17 protein-coding genes are annotated in these 19,063 nt (G+C 59.3%); 8 read left to right on the top strand and 9 right to left on the bottom strand.

Annotated elements, in window-relative coordinates; all coding sequences use genetic code 11:
- The first annotated feature begins 247 nt into the window (after positions 1–247).
- Positions 248–628, top strand: coding sequence for a rhodanese-like domain-containing protein (locus CLR77_RS09680; protein ID WP_097460409.1), 381 nt, complete (start codon positions 248–250; stop codon positions 626–628).
- A gap of 78 nt (positions 629–706) precedes the next feature.
- Here the strand turns inward: CLR77_RS09680 and CLR77_RS09685 are convergent, their stop codons facing one another.
- Positions 707–2,578, bottom strand: coding sequence for a pyruvate kinase (locus tag CLR77_RS09685; protein ID WP_097460503.1), 1,872 nt, complete (start codon positions 2,576–2,578; stop codon positions 707–709).
- Positions 2,579–2,850: 272 nt separating this feature from the next.
- Here CLR77_RS09685 and ahpC point away from each other — a divergent pair, with 272 nt between their 5' ends.
- On the top strand, positions 2,851–3,414 hold the full coding sequence (ahpC, locus tag CLR77_RS09690) for an alkyl hydroperoxide reductase subunit C (protein WP_097460410.1): 564 nt from the start codon (positions 2,851–2,853) through the stop codon (positions 3,412–3,414).
- Positions 3,415–3,533: 119 nt separating this feature from the next.
- The gene (gene ahpF, locus CLR77_RS09695) at positions 3,534–5,120 is read left to right on the top strand and encodes an alkyl hydroperoxide reductase subunit F (protein ID WP_097460411.1); all 1,587 of its coding nucleotides are present in this window, start codon (positions 3,534–3,536) and stop codon (positions 5,118–5,120) included.
- An 88-nt stretch (positions 5,121–5,208) separates the two neighbouring features.
- On the opposite strand, the gene CLR77_RS09700 is transcribed toward ahpF, so the two are convergent.
- Positions 5,209–6,123: an acyl-CoA thioesterase gene (locus tag CLR77_RS09700; RefSeq protein ID WP_097460412.1), complete on the bottom strand. Its 915-nt coding sequence runs from the start codon at positions 6,121–6,123 to the stop codon at positions 5,209–5,211.
- 230 nt (positions 6,124–6,353) lie between these two features.
- On the opposite strand from CLR77_RS09700, the gene CLR77_RS09705 reads away from it, so the two are divergent.
- The gene (locus tag CLR77_RS09705; RefSeq protein ID WP_097460413.1) at positions 6,354–8,009 is read left to right on the top strand and encodes a long-chain-fatty-acid--CoA ligase; all 1,656 of its coding nucleotides are present in this window, start codon (positions 6,354–6,356) and stop codon (positions 8,007–8,009) included.
- Between the two features lie 82 nt (positions 8,010–8,091).
- Positions 8,092–8,961, top strand: coding sequence for an alpha/beta fold hydrolase (locus CLR77_RS09710; RefSeq protein WP_097460414.1), 870 nt, complete (start codon positions 8,092–8,094; stop codon positions 8,959–8,961).
- Between the two features lie 45 nt (positions 8,962–9,006).
- On the opposite strand, the gene CLR77_RS09715 is transcribed toward CLR77_RS09710, so the two are convergent.
- Positions 9,007–9,840: a class I SAM-dependent methyltransferase gene (locus tag CLR77_RS09715; protein ID WP_097460415.1), complete on the bottom strand. Its 834-nt coding sequence runs from the start codon at positions 9,838–9,840 to the stop codon at positions 9,007–9,009.
- Positions 9,841–10,057: 217 nt separating this feature from the next.
- On the opposite strand from CLR77_RS09715, the gene CLR77_RS09720 reads away from it, so the two are divergent.
- Positions 10,058–10,936 carry a carbohydrate kinase family protein gene (locus tag CLR77_RS09720; RefSeq protein WP_097460416.1) on the top strand — a complete coding sequence of 293 codons (879 nt, stop codon included), beginning with the start codon at positions 10,058–10,060 and terminating at the stop codon, positions 10,934–10,936.
- Between the two features lie 91 nt (positions 10,937–11,027).
- The gene (locus tag CLR77_RS09725) at positions 11,028–11,357 is read left to right on the top strand and encodes an EthD family reductase (RefSeq protein ID WP_097460417.1); all 330 of its coding nucleotides are present in this window, start codon (positions 11,028–11,030) and stop codon (positions 11,355–11,357) included.
- Between the two features lie 64 nt (positions 11,358–11,421).
- Here the strand turns inward: CLR77_RS09725 and panB are convergent, their stop codons facing one another.
- From panB to CLR77_RS09740, 3 genes are all read right to left on the bottom strand, one after another.
- Positions 11,422–12,207, bottom strand: a complete 786-nt coding sequence (panB, locus tag CLR77_RS09730; RefSeq protein WP_097460418.1) for a 3-methyl-2-oxobutanoate hydroxymethyltransferase — start codon at positions 12,205–12,207, stop codon at positions 11,422–11,424.
- Positions 12,208–12,334: 127 nt separating this feature from the next.
- On the bottom strand, positions 12,335–12,796 hold the full coding sequence (locus tag CLR77_RS09735) for an SRPBCC domain-containing protein (RefSeq protein WP_097460419.1): 462 nt from the start codon (positions 12,794–12,796) through the stop codon (positions 12,335–12,337).
- A 39-nt stretch (positions 12,797–12,835) separates the two neighbouring features.
- Positions 12,836–13,993, bottom strand: coding sequence for an alpha-hydroxy acid oxidase (locus CLR77_RS09740; protein ID WP_097460420.1), 1,158 nt, complete (start codon positions 13,991–13,993; stop codon positions 12,836–12,838).
- A 366-nt stretch (positions 13,994–14,359) separates the two neighbouring features.
- On the opposite strand from CLR77_RS09740, the gene CLR77_RS09745 reads away from it, so the two are divergent.
- Positions 14,360–16,246 (top strand): methyl-accepting chemotaxis protein, encoded by a 1,887-nt coding sequence (locus tag CLR77_RS09745; RefSeq protein ID WP_158227161.1) that lies wholly within the window; start codon positions 14,360–14,362, stop codon positions 16,244–16,246.
- Here the strand turns inward: CLR77_RS09745 and CLR77_RS09750 are convergent.
- Genes CLR77_RS09750 through CLR77_RS09760 form a run of 3 tightly spaced genes read right to left on the bottom strand, consistent with a single transcriptional unit; the run spans position 16,243 to position 18,900 of the window.
- Complete coding sequence (locus CLR77_RS09750; protein WP_097460422.1) at positions 16,243–16,905, bottom strand: dienelactone hydrolase family protein; 663 nt, start codon at positions 16,903–16,905, stop codon at positions 16,243–16,245. The genes CLR77_RS09745 and CLR77_RS09750 overlap by 4 nt on opposite strands.
- Positions 16,906–16,930: 25 nt before the next feature.
- Positions 16,931–18,247, bottom strand: a complete 1,317-nt coding sequence (locus CLR77_RS09755; RefSeq protein ID WP_097460423.1) for an erythromycin esterase family protein — start codon at positions 18,245–18,247, stop codon at positions 16,931–16,933.
- On the bottom strand, positions 18,244–18,900 hold the full coding sequence (locus tag CLR77_RS09760) for a phosphoribosyltransferase (RefSeq protein ID WP_097460424.1): 657 nt from the start codon (positions 18,898–18,900) through the stop codon (positions 18,244–18,246). Before CLR77_RS09760 ends, CLR77_RS09755 begins: the two co-directional genes overlap by 4 nt.
- Positions 18,901–19,063 lie beyond the last annotated feature (163 nt).

The following is a 19,063-nucleotide window of genomic DNA, read 5'->3' on the forward strand; positions in this document are numbered from 1 at the left end:
GCAATGCAGTGGCTGGCCTGCTGCGCGAACGTCGTTGCTTAAGGCACTGTTGTTTAGGGGCTATCCCTAACCGTTGAGGTTGCTTTTCCCATCGGGTCGAGCCGGCTCTGATGTGGCTTTTCCTGCTGAACCAAGGCGGTTTCCCTTGATGAAGCGTACAATCCGCTGAGCCAGATCAAGATAAATTTTCCCTTGTTGAGCATAATCCCAAACATTCCTGTATTTCCTAGCAAGAAGGAATATCACCATGAAAACGGCTCATGACTTGGTACAGGCTGCCAAGGCGCAAATTCAGGAAATTTCTGTCGATCAATCGGACGACGCGATCCGACAGGCGGATCTGCTGATCGACGTTCGCGAACCCGACGAATACCACGCAGGCCATATTCCGGGAGCGGTGAATATTCCGCGGGGGCTGCTGGAATTCAAACTCACCAACGACCAGGCCCTGGAAGACCGAAACCTGAATATCGTGCTCTACTGTAAGAACAGCGGTCGGGCGGCGCTTTCAGCGGTTGCCATGAAGGAAATGGGGTACCTTCACGTGCAGTCGATCACCGGTGGTATCGAGGCATGGCACGGAGCGGGTAAGCCGCTGATTACGCCCAGGCTGCCGGATTTCGAGTAGCAGAAGGAAGCGCTTCGGTTCGGTGCAGGTCCGGGATCGAAAAGGGGAAATGGCGGGTGTTTGCCTGAATCCATCGCCTCACTCTGACATGACGTTGGCGTGGGCCAGGTGCAGCTCGCGCAGCATGGCCCGCTTCTTCGCCTGGTGGGCCTGCATGCGCTTCATGATGTTATCCAGCGCCTGCATGGCTTCCACCACATGGGGCCCTTTGTTGAGCATCACGCACTCCGCCCGGTGGCCCATGGCGGCATCGGTAATCTCCGCCCGTGAGGGCATGCCTTTCTGTGCCAGCGTTTCCAGGACCTGAGTTGCCCAGATCACGGGAATATGGGCCGCTTCGCAAATCCAGAGAATTTCCTCCTGCACCTCGGCCAGTCGCTCGAAGCCGCACTCGATCGCCAGGTCTCCGCGCGCAATCATCACGCCGCAACCTGGCCACTTCATGGCCGCGAGAATCATGGCGGGCAGGTTGTCGAAAGCCCGTCGGGTTTCCACTTTCAGTACCAACCCAGAGGGACGGCTGCCAAGGTGCTGAAGCGCGTTTTCGAGTGCTTCGACGTCCCGGGCGGTATTGACGAAGGACATTTCAACCACGTCGGCGTGAGCGGCGATGAAGGGCAGGTTCTGGATGTCTTCGTCTGTGAGGGCGGGCAGGTCCAGGTGGCTGTCCGGCAGGTTGATGCCTTTGTCAGCGCGTAACTTTGATCCACCGGGGGCCGCATGGCGGATTCTGACAAGTAGTCTGTCCGGCGTCACGGTTTCAATCACGCCGCCAATCTTGCCGTCGTCGAACCAGATGGATTCGCCCGCCTGTACCTGCGCGAAAATACGGGGAATGGTGCAGCCGATAGCGGCCGATGTCGTGGGGCATCCCTGAGGGACGGTCCGGGCATTGTGGCCAGGTGTCAGGTCGGCTGTGAGCGTGAGCAGGTCGCCGGTGTTCAGTCGCAAAAAGCCCTCGCGTGCCGGTAGGGCGTCGAGTCGGGTAACGGCCTGATGGAGGGACAAGGGAGCCGCGTCGTATCGCAGCGCGGTACCGGGGACCAGATAGCAGGTCTTGAGGGATTCCGCCCAGCAACCTTCCGGGGTCACCGCAGAAACCGTCCAGCGGCGGCGGGCGCCACGGGCGTCGAGTAACCTGATGATACTGCCTTCGGTCAATCCTGCGAGCCAGTCGGCGGCGACGGCCAGTGCTGCGTCAGCGGCGGCGGGGGCGCTTTGAGGGGCTGTTGTCAGCCAGACTCGAGCCGGCGTTACCACCGCTCCAAATTCATCGCGTCTTGGGCGCACTCGTACCACCATCGGTCCGGGTTCCACGGGCCCTGTTCGCAGCTTGGGGCCTCCCAGATCCATCACCACCCGGCAGTGTTTACCCAGTTGTTGTTCCGCCTGCCGCAGATGCTCGATCATCGCTGCCCACTGATCCGGTCCATCGTGAGCGCAGTTGATACGCATGCAGTCCATACCTGCGTCCAGTAGACGGCGCAGCAGACCCGCGTCGGTTGCCGCCTCGCTGGGCATTGTCACCATGATTCGGGTGCTGCGTTCATCGGGGGCGGGGCCGAGTAACATTTCCGTATGGTCTCTCAGCAGTGATTGCCCCCTGGAAAAGTCGGCTGGGCAGGGCGAAGTCTTTTCATCGGAAGCATCGCCAGCCAGACCTTTCAGTGCCAGCAGCACCGCGTCCAGCGTTGCGAGTACCGAGGACTCCGCCCGGCCAAGGGAGGACAGCCCCAGCGTGGCAAGCCGCATCTGCAGGGATCGGATATCGTGCCGTCGCAGGGCCAGGTAGAGCAGAAGGTTATCGGCGCTGTCCCGGTAGTCCGGGTGAATGGCGTATCCCTGGCGGTGGGCGTGTGTGGCCTGCGCGATGACGTCGGACCTTAGTGCTTCCAGTTCGCGTCGCAGGGATGCGATCTCTGTAGCCCGTGTTGAGTGGTCAGCTGGCATTCTGAAGCCCTTCATTATGTGGGCAGTGTGACGGCTTGGGGCAGATGGCTCCGTCTGTCCTTTCAATGTGAGATTCTCGTGTGACGCTGTTGTGACAGTCAGGGGCTCGGCAAAAGCGAAAATGACTTCGGCAAGGTGCTGGGTCGGGAAAGGGAGCTGCATTATCTTGAAATAGGTAATAGCTATTTCTAGCTTAAAGTTAATCAATTAGAGTAATTGTTGGTGGGCCCGTAACCTTGAATCCGTAACCCACTATCAAGGAGCTTTTACGAATGTCTCTGATCAACACCGAAATCAAACCTTTCAAGGCGAACGCATTCAAGGCGGGCGAATTCATTCAGGTCAGCGACGAGGATCTGCGCGGCAAATGGTCTGTCGTCTTCTTCTACCCGGCTGACTTCACCTTTGTCTGCCCGACGGAACTGGAAGACCTGGCGGACAACTATGCCGAGTTCCAGAAGCTGGGTGTCGAAATCTACAGCGTTTCCACCGATACCCATTTCGCTCACAAGGCATGGCACGACACGTCCGACGCCATCGGCAAGATCAACTACACCATGGTCGGCGACCCGACCGGCACCCTCAGCCGCAATTTCGATGTCATGATCGAAGAGGACGGTGTGGCGGATCGCGGTACTTTCGTGATCGATCCCGAAGGCCGTATCCAGATAGTTGAAGTGAATGCCGGCGGTGTCGGTCGCGATGCCAGCGAGCTGTTGCGTAAGATCAAGGCGGCTCAGTACGTCGCAGCCCACCCTGGCGAAGTTTGCCCGGCCAAGTGGAAGGAAGGCGAGAAGACGCTTGCTCCTTCGCTGGATCTTGTCGGCAAGATCTAACGCCGCCCAGCGGGGCCAATCCGGCCCCGCCGCTACCGAAATGACAGGCTTCTCAGACCCGGCTGTGCCGGGTCCCTGGGAGCCTTTGACCCCAATTTTTGCCGAGGGAGGCATAAACGATGTTGGACGAGAATCTCAAGAGCCAGTTGAAGGCCTATCTCGAGAAAGTGACGCAGCCCGTCGAGCTGGTTGCCTCCCTCGATGATAGTGCCAAGTCCCGCGAGCTGAATGAACTGTTGCAGGAGATAGAGGCTCTGTCGCCGAAGATCAGCCTGCGACATGACGATGGCGCGGACGTGCGTAAGCCGTCATTTGCGATTCGCCGCGTGGGTACCGATATCGGCGTAAGCTTCGCCGGTATCCCGTTGGGCCACGAATTTACGTCACTGGTGCTGGCGCTGTTGCAGGTGGGGGGACATCCTTCCAAGGCGTCGCAGGATGTTATCGAGCAGGTGATGAGCCTGGAAGGCGACTTCCGCTTCGAAACCTATTTTTCGCTGTCCTGCCAGAATTGCCCGGACGTGGTCCAGGCTCTCAACCTGATGAGCGTGCTCAATCCCCACATCCAGCACGTGGCTATCGACGGCGCCCTGTTTCAGGACGAGGTGGAGCGTCGCGAAGTCATGGCGGTTCCCAGTGTCTTCCTCAACGGGCAGCCTTTTGAGCAGGGCCGCATGAGTCTTGAGCAGATCGTTGCCAGGCTGGATACCGGTGCAGAAGCCCGCGAAGCCGAGAAGATCAGGGCCAAGGACATCTTCGAGGTGCTGGTGGTCGGTGGTGGCCCTGCAGGTGCTGCTGCCGCCATCTATACGGCGCGTAAGGGAATCCGTACCGGTGTTGCGGCAGAGCGCTTCGGCGGTCAGGTCCTGGACACTATGGGCATCGAGAATTTTATTTCGGTTCCCTATACGGAAGGCCCGAAGCTGGGGGCGGCGCTTGAGCAGCACGTGTTGGAGTATGGAGTGGACATCATGAACCTGCAGCGCGCCGAAAAGCTGGTACCGGCTGCCGCACCAGGCCTGCTGCATGAAGTTCAACTGGCGAATGGAGCCTCCCTGAAAGCCCGCACGCTGATACTCGCGACGGGTGCACGCTGGAGACAGATGGGCGTTCCGGGGGAAGCAGAATACCGCAATAAAGGTGTGGCCTACTGCCCCCATTGTGATGGCCCACTTTTCAAGGGCAAGCGGGTTGCGGTGATTGGCGGTGGTAACTCCGGTGTCGAGGCCGCCATTGATCTGGCCGGCATTGTGGCTCACGTGACGCTGGTTGAGTTCGACAGCAAGTTGCGGGCTGATGAGGTATTGCAGAAGAAGCTGCGCAGCCTGCCGAACGTCGACGTCGTCGTGTCAGCCCAAACCACTGAGATCCACGGCGACAACGGCAAGGTTAACGGTATGAGCTATAAGGACCGTAACAGTGCCGAAGTACACCGGATCCCACTCGAAGGGGTCTTCGTACAGATCGGCTTGGTACCGAATACCGAATGGCTGAAAGGGGATGTCGCGTTGAGTCCCCGAGGCGAGATCGAAGTGGATGCGCGTGGTGAGACCTCCGTGCCGGGCGTATTTGCCGCCGGGGATGCCACGACGGTGCCCTACAAGCAGATCGTCATCTCCATGGGTGATGGTGCCAAGGCCGGGCTGAGTGCCTTTGACTTCCTCATCCGCCATTCGGTGCCGGATGAGCAGGAGGCGGCGGCCTGAGGCTCAACGCAACTGTAAGCAGAAAGTCCCGGCGACGTACGCGTTCCCGGGACTTTTTGTTTGCCGTCTCTTTTCCGTCAGGCGCTGATCAGATGGAAAAATCCTCGATGACCATGGCCTGAAGGCAGGTGCGGGCTTCATCGGGAATGACCAGGGCGCGGCGGGCATCCAGATCCAGTATGACCGCGACAGCTTCCGTCGTAGCGATGGCCTGGCCGGTTTCGGCATCGAACAACCAATGTCCGAGGCGATATGCCTTGTTGCCAATACTGATGATGGCGCTGCGCATGGCAACCAGGTCGCCGGCCCGGGGACGCTGGTGGTAGATCCAGCGATACTCCAATGCGGCGCCGCCGAGTCGCTGGTCCGGGATGATACTGTCGCGTATGCGGGACAGCATGTGAGGGATCCCTTCCGAGACTATGCCCATGTAACTGCGCACCGCCAGGCCGCCATCCGCTTCACACATCGTCTGCGGAACGATGCCCAGATAGGTGTGCAGCATACCCATTTCGTTGGCTTCCGCCAGCGTCGGCGCCGGACGCGGAGTCCCTCGGGCGACACCATGGGGGGCATGCTCCTGGGGAACCTCGACCACCCGGCGCTGAGCCTGCTCCCGGACGCTGTCAGGCAACGGCAGCGGATCGTCAGAGACATGATGCAGTTCGGCCGTCGTGATGATGCTGGCAGCGACCTCCTTCCTGGCGGGATTCACCAGTTCAAGATAAACCTCAAGTTGCTCCCCATTTACGGCGATGATGCCGGCACGCAGGGTCAGTGGGGCGCCGGCATGTTGCTCCCTGATGAAGCGGACATGGTGCTCGCAAGTGTGCACCCGCGCCTGTTGCTCGCTCAGGGTCTGCCTGTCCAGTCCCAACTGACGGCACAGGATGTTTAGACCGATATCCGCCTTGTCCAGATAGAACTGCACGTTGAGATGTCCCATCTGGTCGCATTCCCAGGTGCTGACGCTACTGCGGTATACATCGACAAGCTGACTCATGCTGCCTTCCTGCTATTCGGTAATGAAGCATCAAAGTGAGTTGGCTGCTAACTGTTTCGCCTTGCAAAATAGCATTCCAAAAAGTTGACCTCAAGCATTCTCCGTGCGAGATTGCGGGCGTACTGCGTTGTTTTAAACGCGTCGATACGGGGTGCGAATCCAGTCTGACGCAATGCGCCAGCTGCCATTTGTGTGCCTCGTCGCATCAAAAATAAGAACGGGAGAACCACATGCTTGGACTGATGATGAATCGGCCGCTGCTGATTTCGCAAATCATTGAGTATGCTGCCATTAATTTCCCGGAGCAGGAAGTCGTCTCCCGTTCCACGGAAGGCGAGATCCATCGCTATCGGTTTGTCGACCTTCATGCCCGCACCTGCCAGTTGGCACATGCCCTGGAAAAGCTCGGTGTGAAGAAGGACGACCGTATTGCCACCGTTGCCTGGAACAATTACCGGCATCTCGAAATCTATTATGCCGTTTCCGGTATCGGTGCCATCTGTCACACCATCAATCCCCGCCTGAGCGCGGACCAATTCCATTTCATCGTCGATCACGCCGACGACCAGTATCTTTTCGTGGACCTGACCTTTGTGCCCATTCTGGAGAAGCTGCAGGGGCAGCTCAAAAAGGTTAAGGGCTATATCGTGATGACCGACAGGGCACATATGCCTGAGACGTCCCTGCCCAATGCCCACTGCTACGAGACATTGCTGGAAGGGGAGCCGGAGCGTTTCGACTGGCCGGAATTCGACGAGAACCAGGCCTCTTCGCTGTGCTACACCTCGGGGACTACCGGCAATCCCAAGGGTGTGTTGTATTCACACCGTTCGACGTTGTTGCATGCCCTCTCGGTGGTGGCGTTCCCCGGTGTTGATTTCGGCGAGGACAGTGCGTTGTTGCCTGTCGTGCCGATGTTTCACGTCAATGCCTGGGGTATGCCTTACTTTGCCTTGTTCACCGGGTCCAAGCTGGTCTTTCCCGGGCCTCGGCTCGACGGTGCGTCACTGGCAGCGCTGATCAACGACGAAGGTGTTACCGATACCTGGGGCGTGCCGACGGTCTGGCTGGGACTGCTCCGTCACATGCGGGAGTCGGGGGAGCGCTTCACCACCCTGAAACATGTTCAGATCGGGGGTTCTGCGGCCCCTAAAGCCATGATTCGCGAATTCCAGGAAGATTATGGTGTGGAAGCCATTCAGGGCTGGGGGATGACGGAAATGAGCCCTGTCGGAACCGTTTCCCGGCCAACACCGTCCATGCAGCGGCGGATGAGTGCCGAAGAGCTGTTGAACGTGCGTGGCAAGCAGGGACGTGCGCTGTTGGGCGTCGAACTGAAGATTGTCGATGCCGACGGAAAACGCCTGCCCCGGGACGGCGTGGCGCGGGGAGAACTGCTGGTACGCGGACCGGCGATCACCAGCGGCTATTACGAGAATGCGGCGGCCAACGCCAAGGCGTTCGATGAGGAAGGCTGGTTTCGAACCGGCGACGTGGCGACGATCGATGCGGACGGCTATATGGAAATCGTCGACCGGGTCAAGGATGTGATCAAGTCGGGCGGCGAGTGGATCAGCTCCATCGATCTCGAAAACGAGGCGGTTGGGCATCCTGAGGTTGCCGAAGCTGCAGTGATCGGCTTGCCCCATAGCAAGTGGGCCGAGCGGCCATTGCTGGTGGTCGTGCGTAATCCAGACAGCACCCTCGATGCGAAAGGCATGATCGACTATCTCCGTGGCCGGGTTGTCGACTGGTGGCTGCCGAACGATGTGGTGTTTGTCGACGAGCTGCCGCATAGCGCCACGGGCAAGCTGCAGAAGGTCCGGCTACGGGAAGACTTCCGGGATTTCCGCTTCAGTGACGACCGGGATAACGGGAGCACCTGAAGAATGCAGGGTGCGGGCAGGGAGCCTGCACCCTCTAACCCTCCGCAGAACCCATCGCAAAATCACCGTGAGGAAGGGGCTTATGCAGCTCAGCGACCCAAAATTCCTGGAAACCGAGAGGGGCCGCTTCAGCTGGCGTGAAGGTGGGGACAGCGGCGGCGCTCCTGTCGTCATGATCCATGGCTGGCCGGAAAGCAGCTATTGCTGGGAGCATGTGGCGGGGCATCTCAAACCAGGATTACGTATTATCGCACCCGATCTGCGGGGCTTGGGGGACAGTGAACGTAGCCCTGACCCCGATGGTTATCGCAAGCAGGCATTGGCGCAGGATGTCATCGGCATGCTCGACAGTCTCGGTGTCGAACGATTCCAACTGGTAGGACACGACTGGGGTGGGATCGTGGCCCAGGAGATCGCACTGGCCATCCCGGATCGGATCTCGCGTCTGGTGATCATGAATATTGCGATTATCAACAATCTGAAAGGCAACCAGGAGGTGATCGAGAAAGTGCGCTCCGGCAGTGGCCGTGCCTACTGGTATCAGCACTTCATGCAGACACCGGGATTGCCCGAAGCCATGATTCCCGGTGCCGAGGAGGCCTGGCTCGGTTACTTCCTGCGGACCTGGAATCGTGAACCCTTCCCGCCGGACGCGTTGGCGGAATATATCCGCACCTTCAGAATTCCGGGAACGCCGGGCTGCAGTGCCAATTTCTACCGGACCTTCGATATCGATGCCAAACGCTGGGCAACGACGGCTGGCCACCTCTGGCCGATGCCTGCGCTGTATATCTATGGCAACAAAGACCATGTCATCATCCCGGAATACCTGAACCATGCCGAGAGCTGCTTTGCCAGTCTCCGGATCGCACAGATTGAAGCCGGGCACTTTGTCCAGGAAGAACAACCGGAGGCGGTGGCTCAACAGTTGAATGCCTTTCTTGAAACCTGAGCCCGCGATGGGGCGGAGTCGTGGGGCCGTTGCAAACCCGGTGTTTTAAGACACTTTTCTTGCGACGGCCTGCACGACTGAAAACCGCCTTTCGCGTAGATTCCCAATCATATTCTCGAACTTCTCCCTGGCCGTCGGGCCCATCAATAACCCTATACCGAAGGGTGGAGCCGGGAGCGTCTTGAGCTTTTCCGTTGCCTTGGCGAACCACTCCAACGAGCGGTCGCTGGTGTCGTCCCACGCTTCAATGACGAGACCCAGGGATGTCAGGGTGTCCTGGATATCGCTGGGGGCGGCGAGATAACTGATGGCTGCACTTTCTGCCCAGGGGACGGGGTAGTGCAGGGCAAGGCCGTTGCCGGAAAAAACATCGTGAAACAACAAGATACCTCCGGGAATAAGGACCCGTGCTATCTCACTGTAAAAGCGGGTCTTATCGGCAATGTTCATCTGGACATGCTCGGTCCAGACCACATCGAAGCTGTTGTCGGGGAAGGGCAGGTCGAGCGCACTGGCCCGTTTAAACGAAACCCGTTCACTTAAGTTGACGCGGCGGGAAAGGTCGTTGGCGATATCGACATACTCTTGCGTCAGGTCGATGCCCGTGACGTGACAGTGATGTGCGTCCGCGAGGTAGCGTGCCGACCCTCCCAGGCCACAACCCACGTCGAGTACCCGGCAGGCAGGTTGAATGTCGGCACGACGTGCGAGTTCCAGCGTCGCCTCTCGTCCTCGGATGTGGAATTCATCCACAGGCGCCAGGTCTTGCAGGGACAACCGGTCCAGATCCTTACCTGATTCGCGGAGCCGGTTGAGAATGGCGTCCAGTAGTGCGCCATGTTCGTAGTGTTGCTCGACGGTATCTTTCGCGTCATGCATGGGCCTTTTCCTCGGCGTTATCTGGGATCGGGGATGACTCCTTTATTCGAAGGCGTGGGACGCATGCCTCTTCGCCAACGGTTCCTGTCGGGCCCTCTGGTGTACAGGTCCTTTATCCGCCTATCGGCCCCGTCCGGGGGCGTAGCCGAAGGAAGGATGGCGCTCTCGAACCTTGAGGGTACACTCGGTGGCATTCCTGGGAAAGGCATGATGACTTATGACGAGACCCTTGCTGATTATTGGCGGTACTTCGGTAGACACCATCGTTCATCTCGACGAATTACCCTCCGGCGTCCCTCAGACTATATGGCCCAATGAGGTGTATCGTTCGCTGGGCAGTACCGGCGCGGGAAAAGCCCTGAACCTGCGGGCCCTGGGTATGCCGGTCCTGTTGCATACGCTGTTGGGACGTGACGCCGAGGGTGACTATATCCGGCGCACCTTGCGTGATCGCGGCATAGAACTGATGGTTGAAGAGACACTGGAGCCGACTGAGCAGCACGTCAATCTGATGGATGCCGAGGGTCGCCGTATGTCGATCTTCGTCCGCCCCCCCGCGACGCCGGCTGATGTGAACTGGGCACCGGTGGAAGCGGCTATGGCGGCGAGCGAGGTGGTGATTGTCAACATCCTCGCCTACGCGCAACCGGCGCTGGCGATGGCTAAGGCCCTGGAAAAGCCGATCTGGACCGACCTGCACGACTACGATGGTACCAACGCCTATCATCAACCCTTTATCGACGCTGCGGACGTTATTCAACTGTCGAGCGACAATCTGCCAGACTACCGTGGCTTTATGGAGGCCCAGATTCGGGCGGGCAAGCGAATGGTCGTCTGCACGCACGGCCGGCATGGTGCGTCCCTCATCAATGCGAAAGGTGAGTGGTACGAACAACCCGCATTGCCGGTCGGTGAGATGCGGGACAGCAACGGTGCCGGTGATGCGTTTTTTAGCGGGCTCCTGTACGGCCATCTCATGGGCCGGTCCGAAACGGAGTGCTTACGTCTCGCCGCGGCCTGCGGTGCTCTCTGTGTGGCATCTTCGGCGCTGGCTTCGCCTGAACTGAATGCAGAAAACCTTCAGCGCATGGTGTAGATCATCGACTGCTACCTGTATCTCTTGTCTCACGGAAAGATCGCTGCGAGGATCGTTACTCCACCTTTGTTGGGGATGCAGGAGAGGAACCATGATCAAAGTGAGTGTGATGTATCCGAACACGCCCGGTGCGCGCTTCGATCACGACTACTATCGAGACAAGCATATGCCTCTGGTCAAGTCCCTGATGGGGGATTACTGCCGTTTCTATACCGTGGATAAAGGCCTCTCCGGCGGGGCACCGGGCGCACCGGCGACCTATGTCGGCATGTGCCATATCTTCTGTGAATCCCTGGAGGCTTTTCAGGCAGGTTTTGGCCCTCATGCCCGGGAAATACTGGCGGATGTCGCGAACTACACCGACTTGCAGCCAATGATGCAGATCAGTGAGGTCGTGGTGGGATTCCCGGGCGCGAATTGAGGTCTGGCGGCCCGGTGCCACGCCCGTGTTGAGTCGGGCATGGCACCGGTGTGACGGTTGCGCTCTAGCGCCTCCCTGTACCCGTCATCTGGATGATGTTGTTGGGAAACTCCAGGGATTCCACTTCTGCGGCGAAGCGTTTGGCGACATCCTGGATCGTCTTGCCGACATAGTCATACTGTTTTGAGAAGGGCGGCCAGTAATCTCCCAGTCCCAATGCGTCATTGATGACGAGCACCTGGCCATCGCAGTCGGGGCCGGCGCCGATACCGATGGTCGGAATGCGCAAGGCGCCCGTGATGTTCTGGGCGAGGGTGTAGGGGATATGCTCCAGTACGAGCATGAAGGCTCCCGCCTCCTGAATCGCGATGGCTTCGTCCATGATACGCTTGGCTTCCGCATCGGTCCTGCCCACCTTGGCAAAACTCTTGGCCGTCTGGGGCGTCAGGCCCGTGTGGCCGACGACGGGAATGCCGGCTTGTTTCAGGTGGGAGATAACGTCTGTTTTCGGACCTTCCAACTTGATGCTGTCGGCACCGGCTGCCATGAGGCGCCGTGCGCTGGTTAGCGCGGTCTCAGGGTCCTTGTCGGTCTCGTAAGGCAGATCCCCGATAATGTGGGTATTCGGCGCTCCCCGGCGGACAGCGCCGATATGGTATTCCATGTGCGCCAGTGTCACGTCCCGGGTGCTGTCGAAACCCATTTCCACCATGCCGACCGTATCTCCGACCAGAATGATGGGAATCCCAGCCGCTTCCAGCGCACGAGCTACCGGACAGGTATAGGCTGTCAGCATGGTAATCGGCTTGGTGCCCTTGAGATTCACGAATTCCTGCGCTTGCATCTTCATGAGTTCAGCACTCCTTTGGGGGAAGGGATGGCCTGATCCACCGATGAAACCTGATCATGCCGTGGCGCTAAAGTTTACCCGCGTTTACGGGCTGAATCCTAGACTTCCAGCCTTCGGCTAACCCTGCTCAGTCTCCTGACTCGACAAGCGCTGCGAGTTTACCGAGGGCCACTCGCCAGGCGACCTCGTTGTCTGTCAGCGACACCCCGGCAGGCAGGTTCTCATGGACGAGGACGAGTTCAGTGTCGCCGTCGATATCGCTAAGGGTGAAGGTGATCGCCATCTCGCCGCTGAAGGCCGGGTCATCCGTCTCGAATGCTGCGGTTTGGACAATCAGCTCGCCCGGGATCAGTGTCAGGAAACGACCGTGGTAGGTATGGGCGGCTGGCGGTGTTTTGCCGGGATGGGACGGGTCGTCTTCGGTCAGGACAATGCGGTAGGCCCCTCCCTCCCGCACATCGAAAATATCCACATGACAGCTCATCCCGGTGGGCGCCCTCCAGTTGGCGATGGCACGATGGTCCAGGAGCGCGCGATAAACGCGCGCGCGTGAGGCCATGATATGCAGTGTGATGTGGGTCGCTCTCATTCTGGCGTCCTGTCGGCTTGGATGCAGAGGTTTCTTCGCTCAGGGATGCATTAGCTGGCTGTCCTGCCAGAGGATCTTTGTATCGACATCCTGAATATCACGCAACCCGCACAGCGCGAGGGTCGTATCCAGTTCCTTATAAAGGGTGTTCAGGGCAATCGTTACGCCTTTCTCTCCCATTGCACCCAGGCCATAGATAAAGGCCCTGCCGATAAATACCGATTTGGCGCCCAGGGCGACCGCCTTGAGGATATCCTGGCCGCTGCGGATGCCGCCATCCAGGTAGACCTCGGTACGCTCGCCCACCGCAGATACGATGGCCGGCAACGCGCGGATCGAAGACGGTGCTCCGTCCAGTTGCCGTCCGCCGTGGTTGGAGACGATGATGCCGTCAGCCCCGGCGTTGACGGCGGCTTCTGCGTCCTCCGGGTCAAGGATGCCCTTGATGATCAGCTTGCCGCCCCAGCGCTCCTTGATCCAGCGGACATCGTCCCAACTGAGGCTGGGATCGAACTGCGATGCGGTCCAGGCCGAAAGCGAACTCAGGTTGCTTGCATCTTTCACGTGGCCGGCGATGTTGCCGAAGGTTCGCCGCTGTGTGCGCAGCATCCCGAGAACCCACCGCCACTTCGTTGCGAGATTGATCAGGTTCCGTACCGTGGGGCGCGGCGGGACCGTCATGCCGTTGATGATGTCCTTGTGGCGTTGGCCGAGAATCTGTAAGTCCGCCGTCAGAACCAGGGCCGAGCAACCCGCCGCCCTGGCGCGATCGATCAGTCGTCCCACGTAGTCCCGGTCGCGCATGACATAGAGTTGGAACCAGAAGGGGCTGTTGGTGTGTTCTGCCACATCCTCGATGGAGCAGATACTCATCGTCGAGAGCGTGAAAGGAACGCCGAACTTCTCCGCCGCCCGGGCGGCATGAATCTCGCCGTCGGCATGCTGCATGCCGGTCAGTCCAACGGGTGCGAGTGCCACCGGCATGCTGCAGGGCTGGCCGAGCATTTCGCATTTCACACTGCGGCCGGCCATATCGACCATGACCCGCTGACGGAACTTGATGGTGTCGAAATCGGAATGATTGGCGCGATAGGTGCTCTCGGTCCAGGATCCTGAATCTGCATAGTCGTAGAACATCTTGGGTACACGGCGGCGCGCCAGGCGCTGTAAATCGTCGATACAGGTGATGGTCGTCATGATGGAGGAAGGTATCCTTGTCTTGATCGTGTTGACGCGGGCTTTCGGTCTGCCAGGTTTGCGGCGTCGACAGGAGCATCCGGTGTGCGAGGTATCAACCTATTATCAAACCTCTCTCGGCTCCATCCTGAACATTACTCGTATTGATCTGAATTAAGAAGTGGGTGCGGGTAACGAGATGTTCGCACAGAAAATATACCGATACGGACGTCCATACCTCGACAAACCCGGTGACCCTGTCTATTAGTTTCTAACCGCATCACAAAATCATCGCGCAAGGTCAGAAAGGCCGCCCGCGATGGGAATCTATCAGGGATGCCCGTCGTGACGGGTTGCGTGAGCGCCGGCGGGAGGAGTGGATCCGCGATGTTTCGTATTACCTTCAAACAAAAACTATCAGCCGTTGTCGTCCTGTCATTGATGGGCATCGGCTACCTTGCCTACGTCGCCTTTGCCAGCCTTTATGAACTCGACAGCACCAGTAAGCGCGTGGCAAGCCTGACCGCCCTGGGCGACACCCTGTCCAGCGCGCAGTTGGCATTGTTGACGGCAGAGAATCGTATTCCCCACCTCCAGGCCGGCGAGGTGACGTCCTACAAGCAGTCTCTGGGCAAGCTGCGGCAGCGTTACAGTGAGCGCTTTTCCGAAGCCGCCGGGCATATTGAGAATACCGACTTGAAAGATCGCCTCACGAACGTGAACCATCTGTTCGAGGCATACCAGGAAGCGCTGTTGAAGGCCCTGGCCGTGCGGCAGGCGCTTGGCTTCGACGACCAGTCCGGAGCCCTGAAGACCCTCAAGCAGAGCGAACAGGCAATAGAGAAACAGTTATCGCCGTTCAATATGCTCTGGCAGCCCTTTATCGTCGTCCAGCAACTGACGTCGAGGTTTTTGGTCGACCCCAGCGAGAGCGCGGCAAAAAACCTGAAAACTCAGCTGTCGACCGCCATCGCCAAGGTCAAGGATGCCGGCTTCTATGACTCATCCAAAAGCCAGATCGATGGCTACCAGTCTGCGGTCGATGGTGTCGTGGATGCGGCCCTTAAAGTGGGTCAGCAGGCGGTTGTGGTCAAGCAGGCAGATGCACAATTCATCGAACAGTCGCAGCAAACCGATCGCTTCCTGAAAGAAAACCTGCTGGTAAAGGCGAGGGTTGAGGCCGATCAGGCGACAACCCAAGCACGCTGGACCCTCGGCCTGGTCAGCGGCGGCGTCGCGTTGGGTATTGCCTTGATCCTGGCTGCGACCGGCTTGGGGGCTGCAGGGAGCCTGCGTCGGATCATGCAGCAAGTCAGCGCCGTTGCCGAAGGCGACCTAAGGAAACGGTTGGTGACGGAGCCGGCCCGTAAAGACGAATTCGATCAGGTGTCGAGCGCTGTCGACACCATGACGGACGATCTGCATAAGGTGATCAGTGAGGTGGTGGGTGACCAGGGCGCGCTCAATGACCAGGTGAGCGAGCTGACATCCGCTGTGCAGGTGATCGCTGACAACAACGGTTCGGTATCGGAGCAATCCACCAGCCTTGCCGGCGCAACGGAAGAGATCAGCGCGACCACCAGTGAGGTCGCCAACAGTATCCGTAGCTTGCGGGACGACACCGAAAGTGCGCACCATGCCGCGATAGAAGGCGAGAGAACGATCTCCGAGGCAATGCGTTCACTGACAGAAACCGCAGGGGTGATGGAGGCTTCGGCGCAGCAGTTGATGCAGCTTGAGCAATACTCCCAGGAGATCGATAAGGTCATGTCCATGATCAATGACCTTGCCGAACAGACTAATCTCCTGGCCCTGAATGCGGCCATTGAAGCGGCGCGCGCCGGCGAGCAGGGCAGAGGTTTTGCCGTCGTGGCCGATGAGGTGCGTACGCTGGCAGAGCGGACCGGGTCGGCGACGGGGGAGATCACGCGGGCGGTCAGGGCGATTCAGGAACAGACCCAGTCCGTCGTCAGCATCATGAATCAAAGCCGCTCGAGTATCGATGTCGTCCAGCAGCAGGGGAGGGAGGCACAAACCGCTGTAACGCGGATCCAGGCCCAGACAGAGAAGGCCTCCTCCACCTGCGCGGAGATCACCTCGGCCATCGAGGAAACGGCTCGCACGACGCGGGAGATGGCGGCCAACATGGACCATATTGCCCACAGCATCGAACGGAACAGCGATGCTATCAAAGCGATTGTCGATTCCAGCGACAGTCTGCAGAAACGCGCCGAAGCGATGGGCCGGATGACGGCGAAATTCAAGCTGCGTTAGCGTCCCGGTTTCAGCCGCGTGCAAAACCAGTCTGCTGCAAGACGAGCGACTTCTTCCAGCTTACCGGGTTCTTCGAACAGGTGGGTTGCCTCAGGGACGATGACGATTTGATGCTCGCACTCCAGGCGCCGGGCTGCCATTTGATTCAGGGTAATTACCTGGCCGTCCCAACCTCCGACGATCAGCAGGGTGGGCGCCCGTACCCGGCGAAGGTCATCACCGGCCAGATCCGGTCTACCGCCACGCGAGACGACGGCTGACACCTGCTGCGGTCGCTTGGCGGCTGCAATCAATGCTGCAGCGGCACCGGTACTGGCACCAAACAGGCCAATGGGCAGTTGCGCGGTCCGATGGTTCCTGCTTATCCAGTCGACGGCATCGGTCATGCGTAACGCCAGCAGGGGAATATTGAACCGGAATTCCGTGGTCAGCACGTCCTGCTCGTTTTCCTCGGCGCTGAGCAGGTCGAACAGCAGTGTCGCGAGCCCTGAGTCGTTAAGCGTATGGGCAACCTGCTGGTTGCGGCGACTGAAGCGACTGCTGCCGCTGCCATGTGCGAACGCAACGATGCCCCTGCAGTGTGGCGGCACCGTCAGCGCCCCCTCCAGCAGGGTGCCCCGGGAATCGATAACGATATCGGCGGTGTGGGTTTCGTCCATGAGGGCTCTCTCTTTTTCGGCGGTATCAGGTGGCCGTTTCACTGGCTTCTGGCCGGTGCCAGTGGTGTGGTTTGTCCAGCGGTTCCAGGGCACTGCTCTCATCGATGTGAAACACCGCATCGAACTGGTTGGCGACAGAGGCGTCAAAGTAGTGGCTGACCCTTTCGGTCTCCGGCAGGTAGATGACGCCAATGGCCCTTTCCAGCAAGGATTCCCGCAGCGGCGCGGCCGCTTCTTCGTTCAGGGGCAGGAAAAAGCGGTCGAGGCCGCTACGGTGGAAGAGGTGCTCAATGCTGTCCGCCAGGGCCGGTCTGACCCACTTGTGTTCAACGTCCGCATCCCACTGCGAGGCTGCGGAAACGTGGCCGGTGTACGTGGTGAAGCCGACCAGCAGGGCTTCATGACCGACTTGCTGGCGTAGCAACTGTCCCAGGTTCCATTCGCCTCGATGGTGCGCCTCGGTCGCGCGGGCATCGCCCAGATGGGAGTTGTGTGCCCAAACCACTACCCGGCCGCTTCCGCCACGTTCCTGCAGGTAATGCGAGAGTGCCAGCAGCGTATCCAGCATATGGGCGTCACGCAGGTTCCAGGTATTGACTCTTCGTCCGAACATGGCGCGATAGTAGGCCTCGGCGTTGACGACGACGGCTGCGTTACGTTCAGCAAAGAAATAGGCGTCCCGGGCATCGAGACCGTTGCTGGAGACATAGGCCTCAGCCCTGGCTCGTAGCTTGAGCAACTGCTCGAGAGCGGCGTCGCGCCCAGAAGGACGCAGCCCGAAAGCGGCTTGGTAACCATAGGTTTGGGGTTCGCGGACATGATCCAGGACTTCGTAGTACCGGCGAGCCTGCGTGGCCTTTTCAGGATCGATATGGTCGAGATAGCGTATGACCGCGTCTGCCGACCGGTACAGGCTATAGAGGTCCAGCCCGAAAATACCGGCACGTCGTATTGCCTCGACGGAGAAGTTGCGACTGCGGAGCCAATCAACGAAACCGAGGAATTCCCGGTTCCGCCACATCCAGGCAGGGAACCGCTCGAAATCGTCCAGGGCTGACTCGGCATCATCGTCGCCGCTGCCTTGCACGAAACGGTTGGTGCGCCAGGCATCAGGCCAGTCACCTTCTATGGCGACAGCATCGAAACCCTCTTCAGTAATCAGGCGGCGGGAGATGGCGGCGCGCATGCGATAGAACTCCTGGGTGCCATGAGTGGCTTCACCCAGCAGGACGAAGCGACGATCGCGGGCCATCGATAACAGGCGGTCGTAATCGCCATCGTTGCCATTCAGGCGTTGTCCAAGGTCGCGTACGGCCTGGAAAGGCGTCGTGGGTACCGTCATGACGACGCCTCCCCATGAAATCGGGTCAGCAGCTCACGCACTTCGTCATCGCTTGTTTGATCGAACCGGGTATAGAACTGCCCCACGGCATAAAAATCCTCGGGGCTCAGTACGCTGATAAAGGCATCTGCATCGTCGGCAAAACGACCGGCGGCTTCTGCCGGGGATACCGGTACGGCCACGACGATACGTGCGGGCCGGTTACTTCGCAGGGCCATGACGGCGGCATGCATGGATGCGCCGGTGGCAATGCCGTCATCCACCAGTATCACGGTTTTATCGTTGATCTCGGCGGGAGCTCGCGTGCCCCGGTACAGGGTTTCTCGACGTATCAGTTCTTCCCGCTCGGTGGCCATGACCTGATCGATCTGGGCCTGGCTGACACCGGCGTTACGGATGACAGAGGGATTCAGATAAAGCGCGCCGCCGGAGGCAATGGCCCCCATGGCAAGTTCCGGGTGATAAGGCACGCCGAGTTTGCGGACAATGAGAATATCGAAGTCGGCCCCCAAAGCGGTGGCGACTTCATAGCCTACCGGTACGCCACCGCGAGGTAGCGCAAGGACCAGAACATCGTTTCGGCCCCCGTAGGCGAGCAACGCTTTCGCCAACTGACGACCAGCGTCGTGACGGTCGAAGAAGTAGCTTTCCATAGCGACGCTCCCATTATGCGGTTGTTGGAAAGCATACAAGGGGGAGACACGGAGACTGTTTGATGTGCGTCAGGAAGCGGCGAAATGATAGGCGCCGCCGCTGGGGACTGGAAAGAAAAATGCCCGGCAAGAGCCGGGCATTTTCTGGTAGAGCGGGACGGGC

It is taken from the genome of Mangrovitalea sediminis (genome assembly GCF_002514725.1).
In the GTDB taxonomy this organism is placed as follows: Bacteria; Pseudomonadota; Gammaproteobacteria; order Pseudomonadales; family Oleiphilaceae; genus Mangrovitalea; species Mangrovitalea sediminis.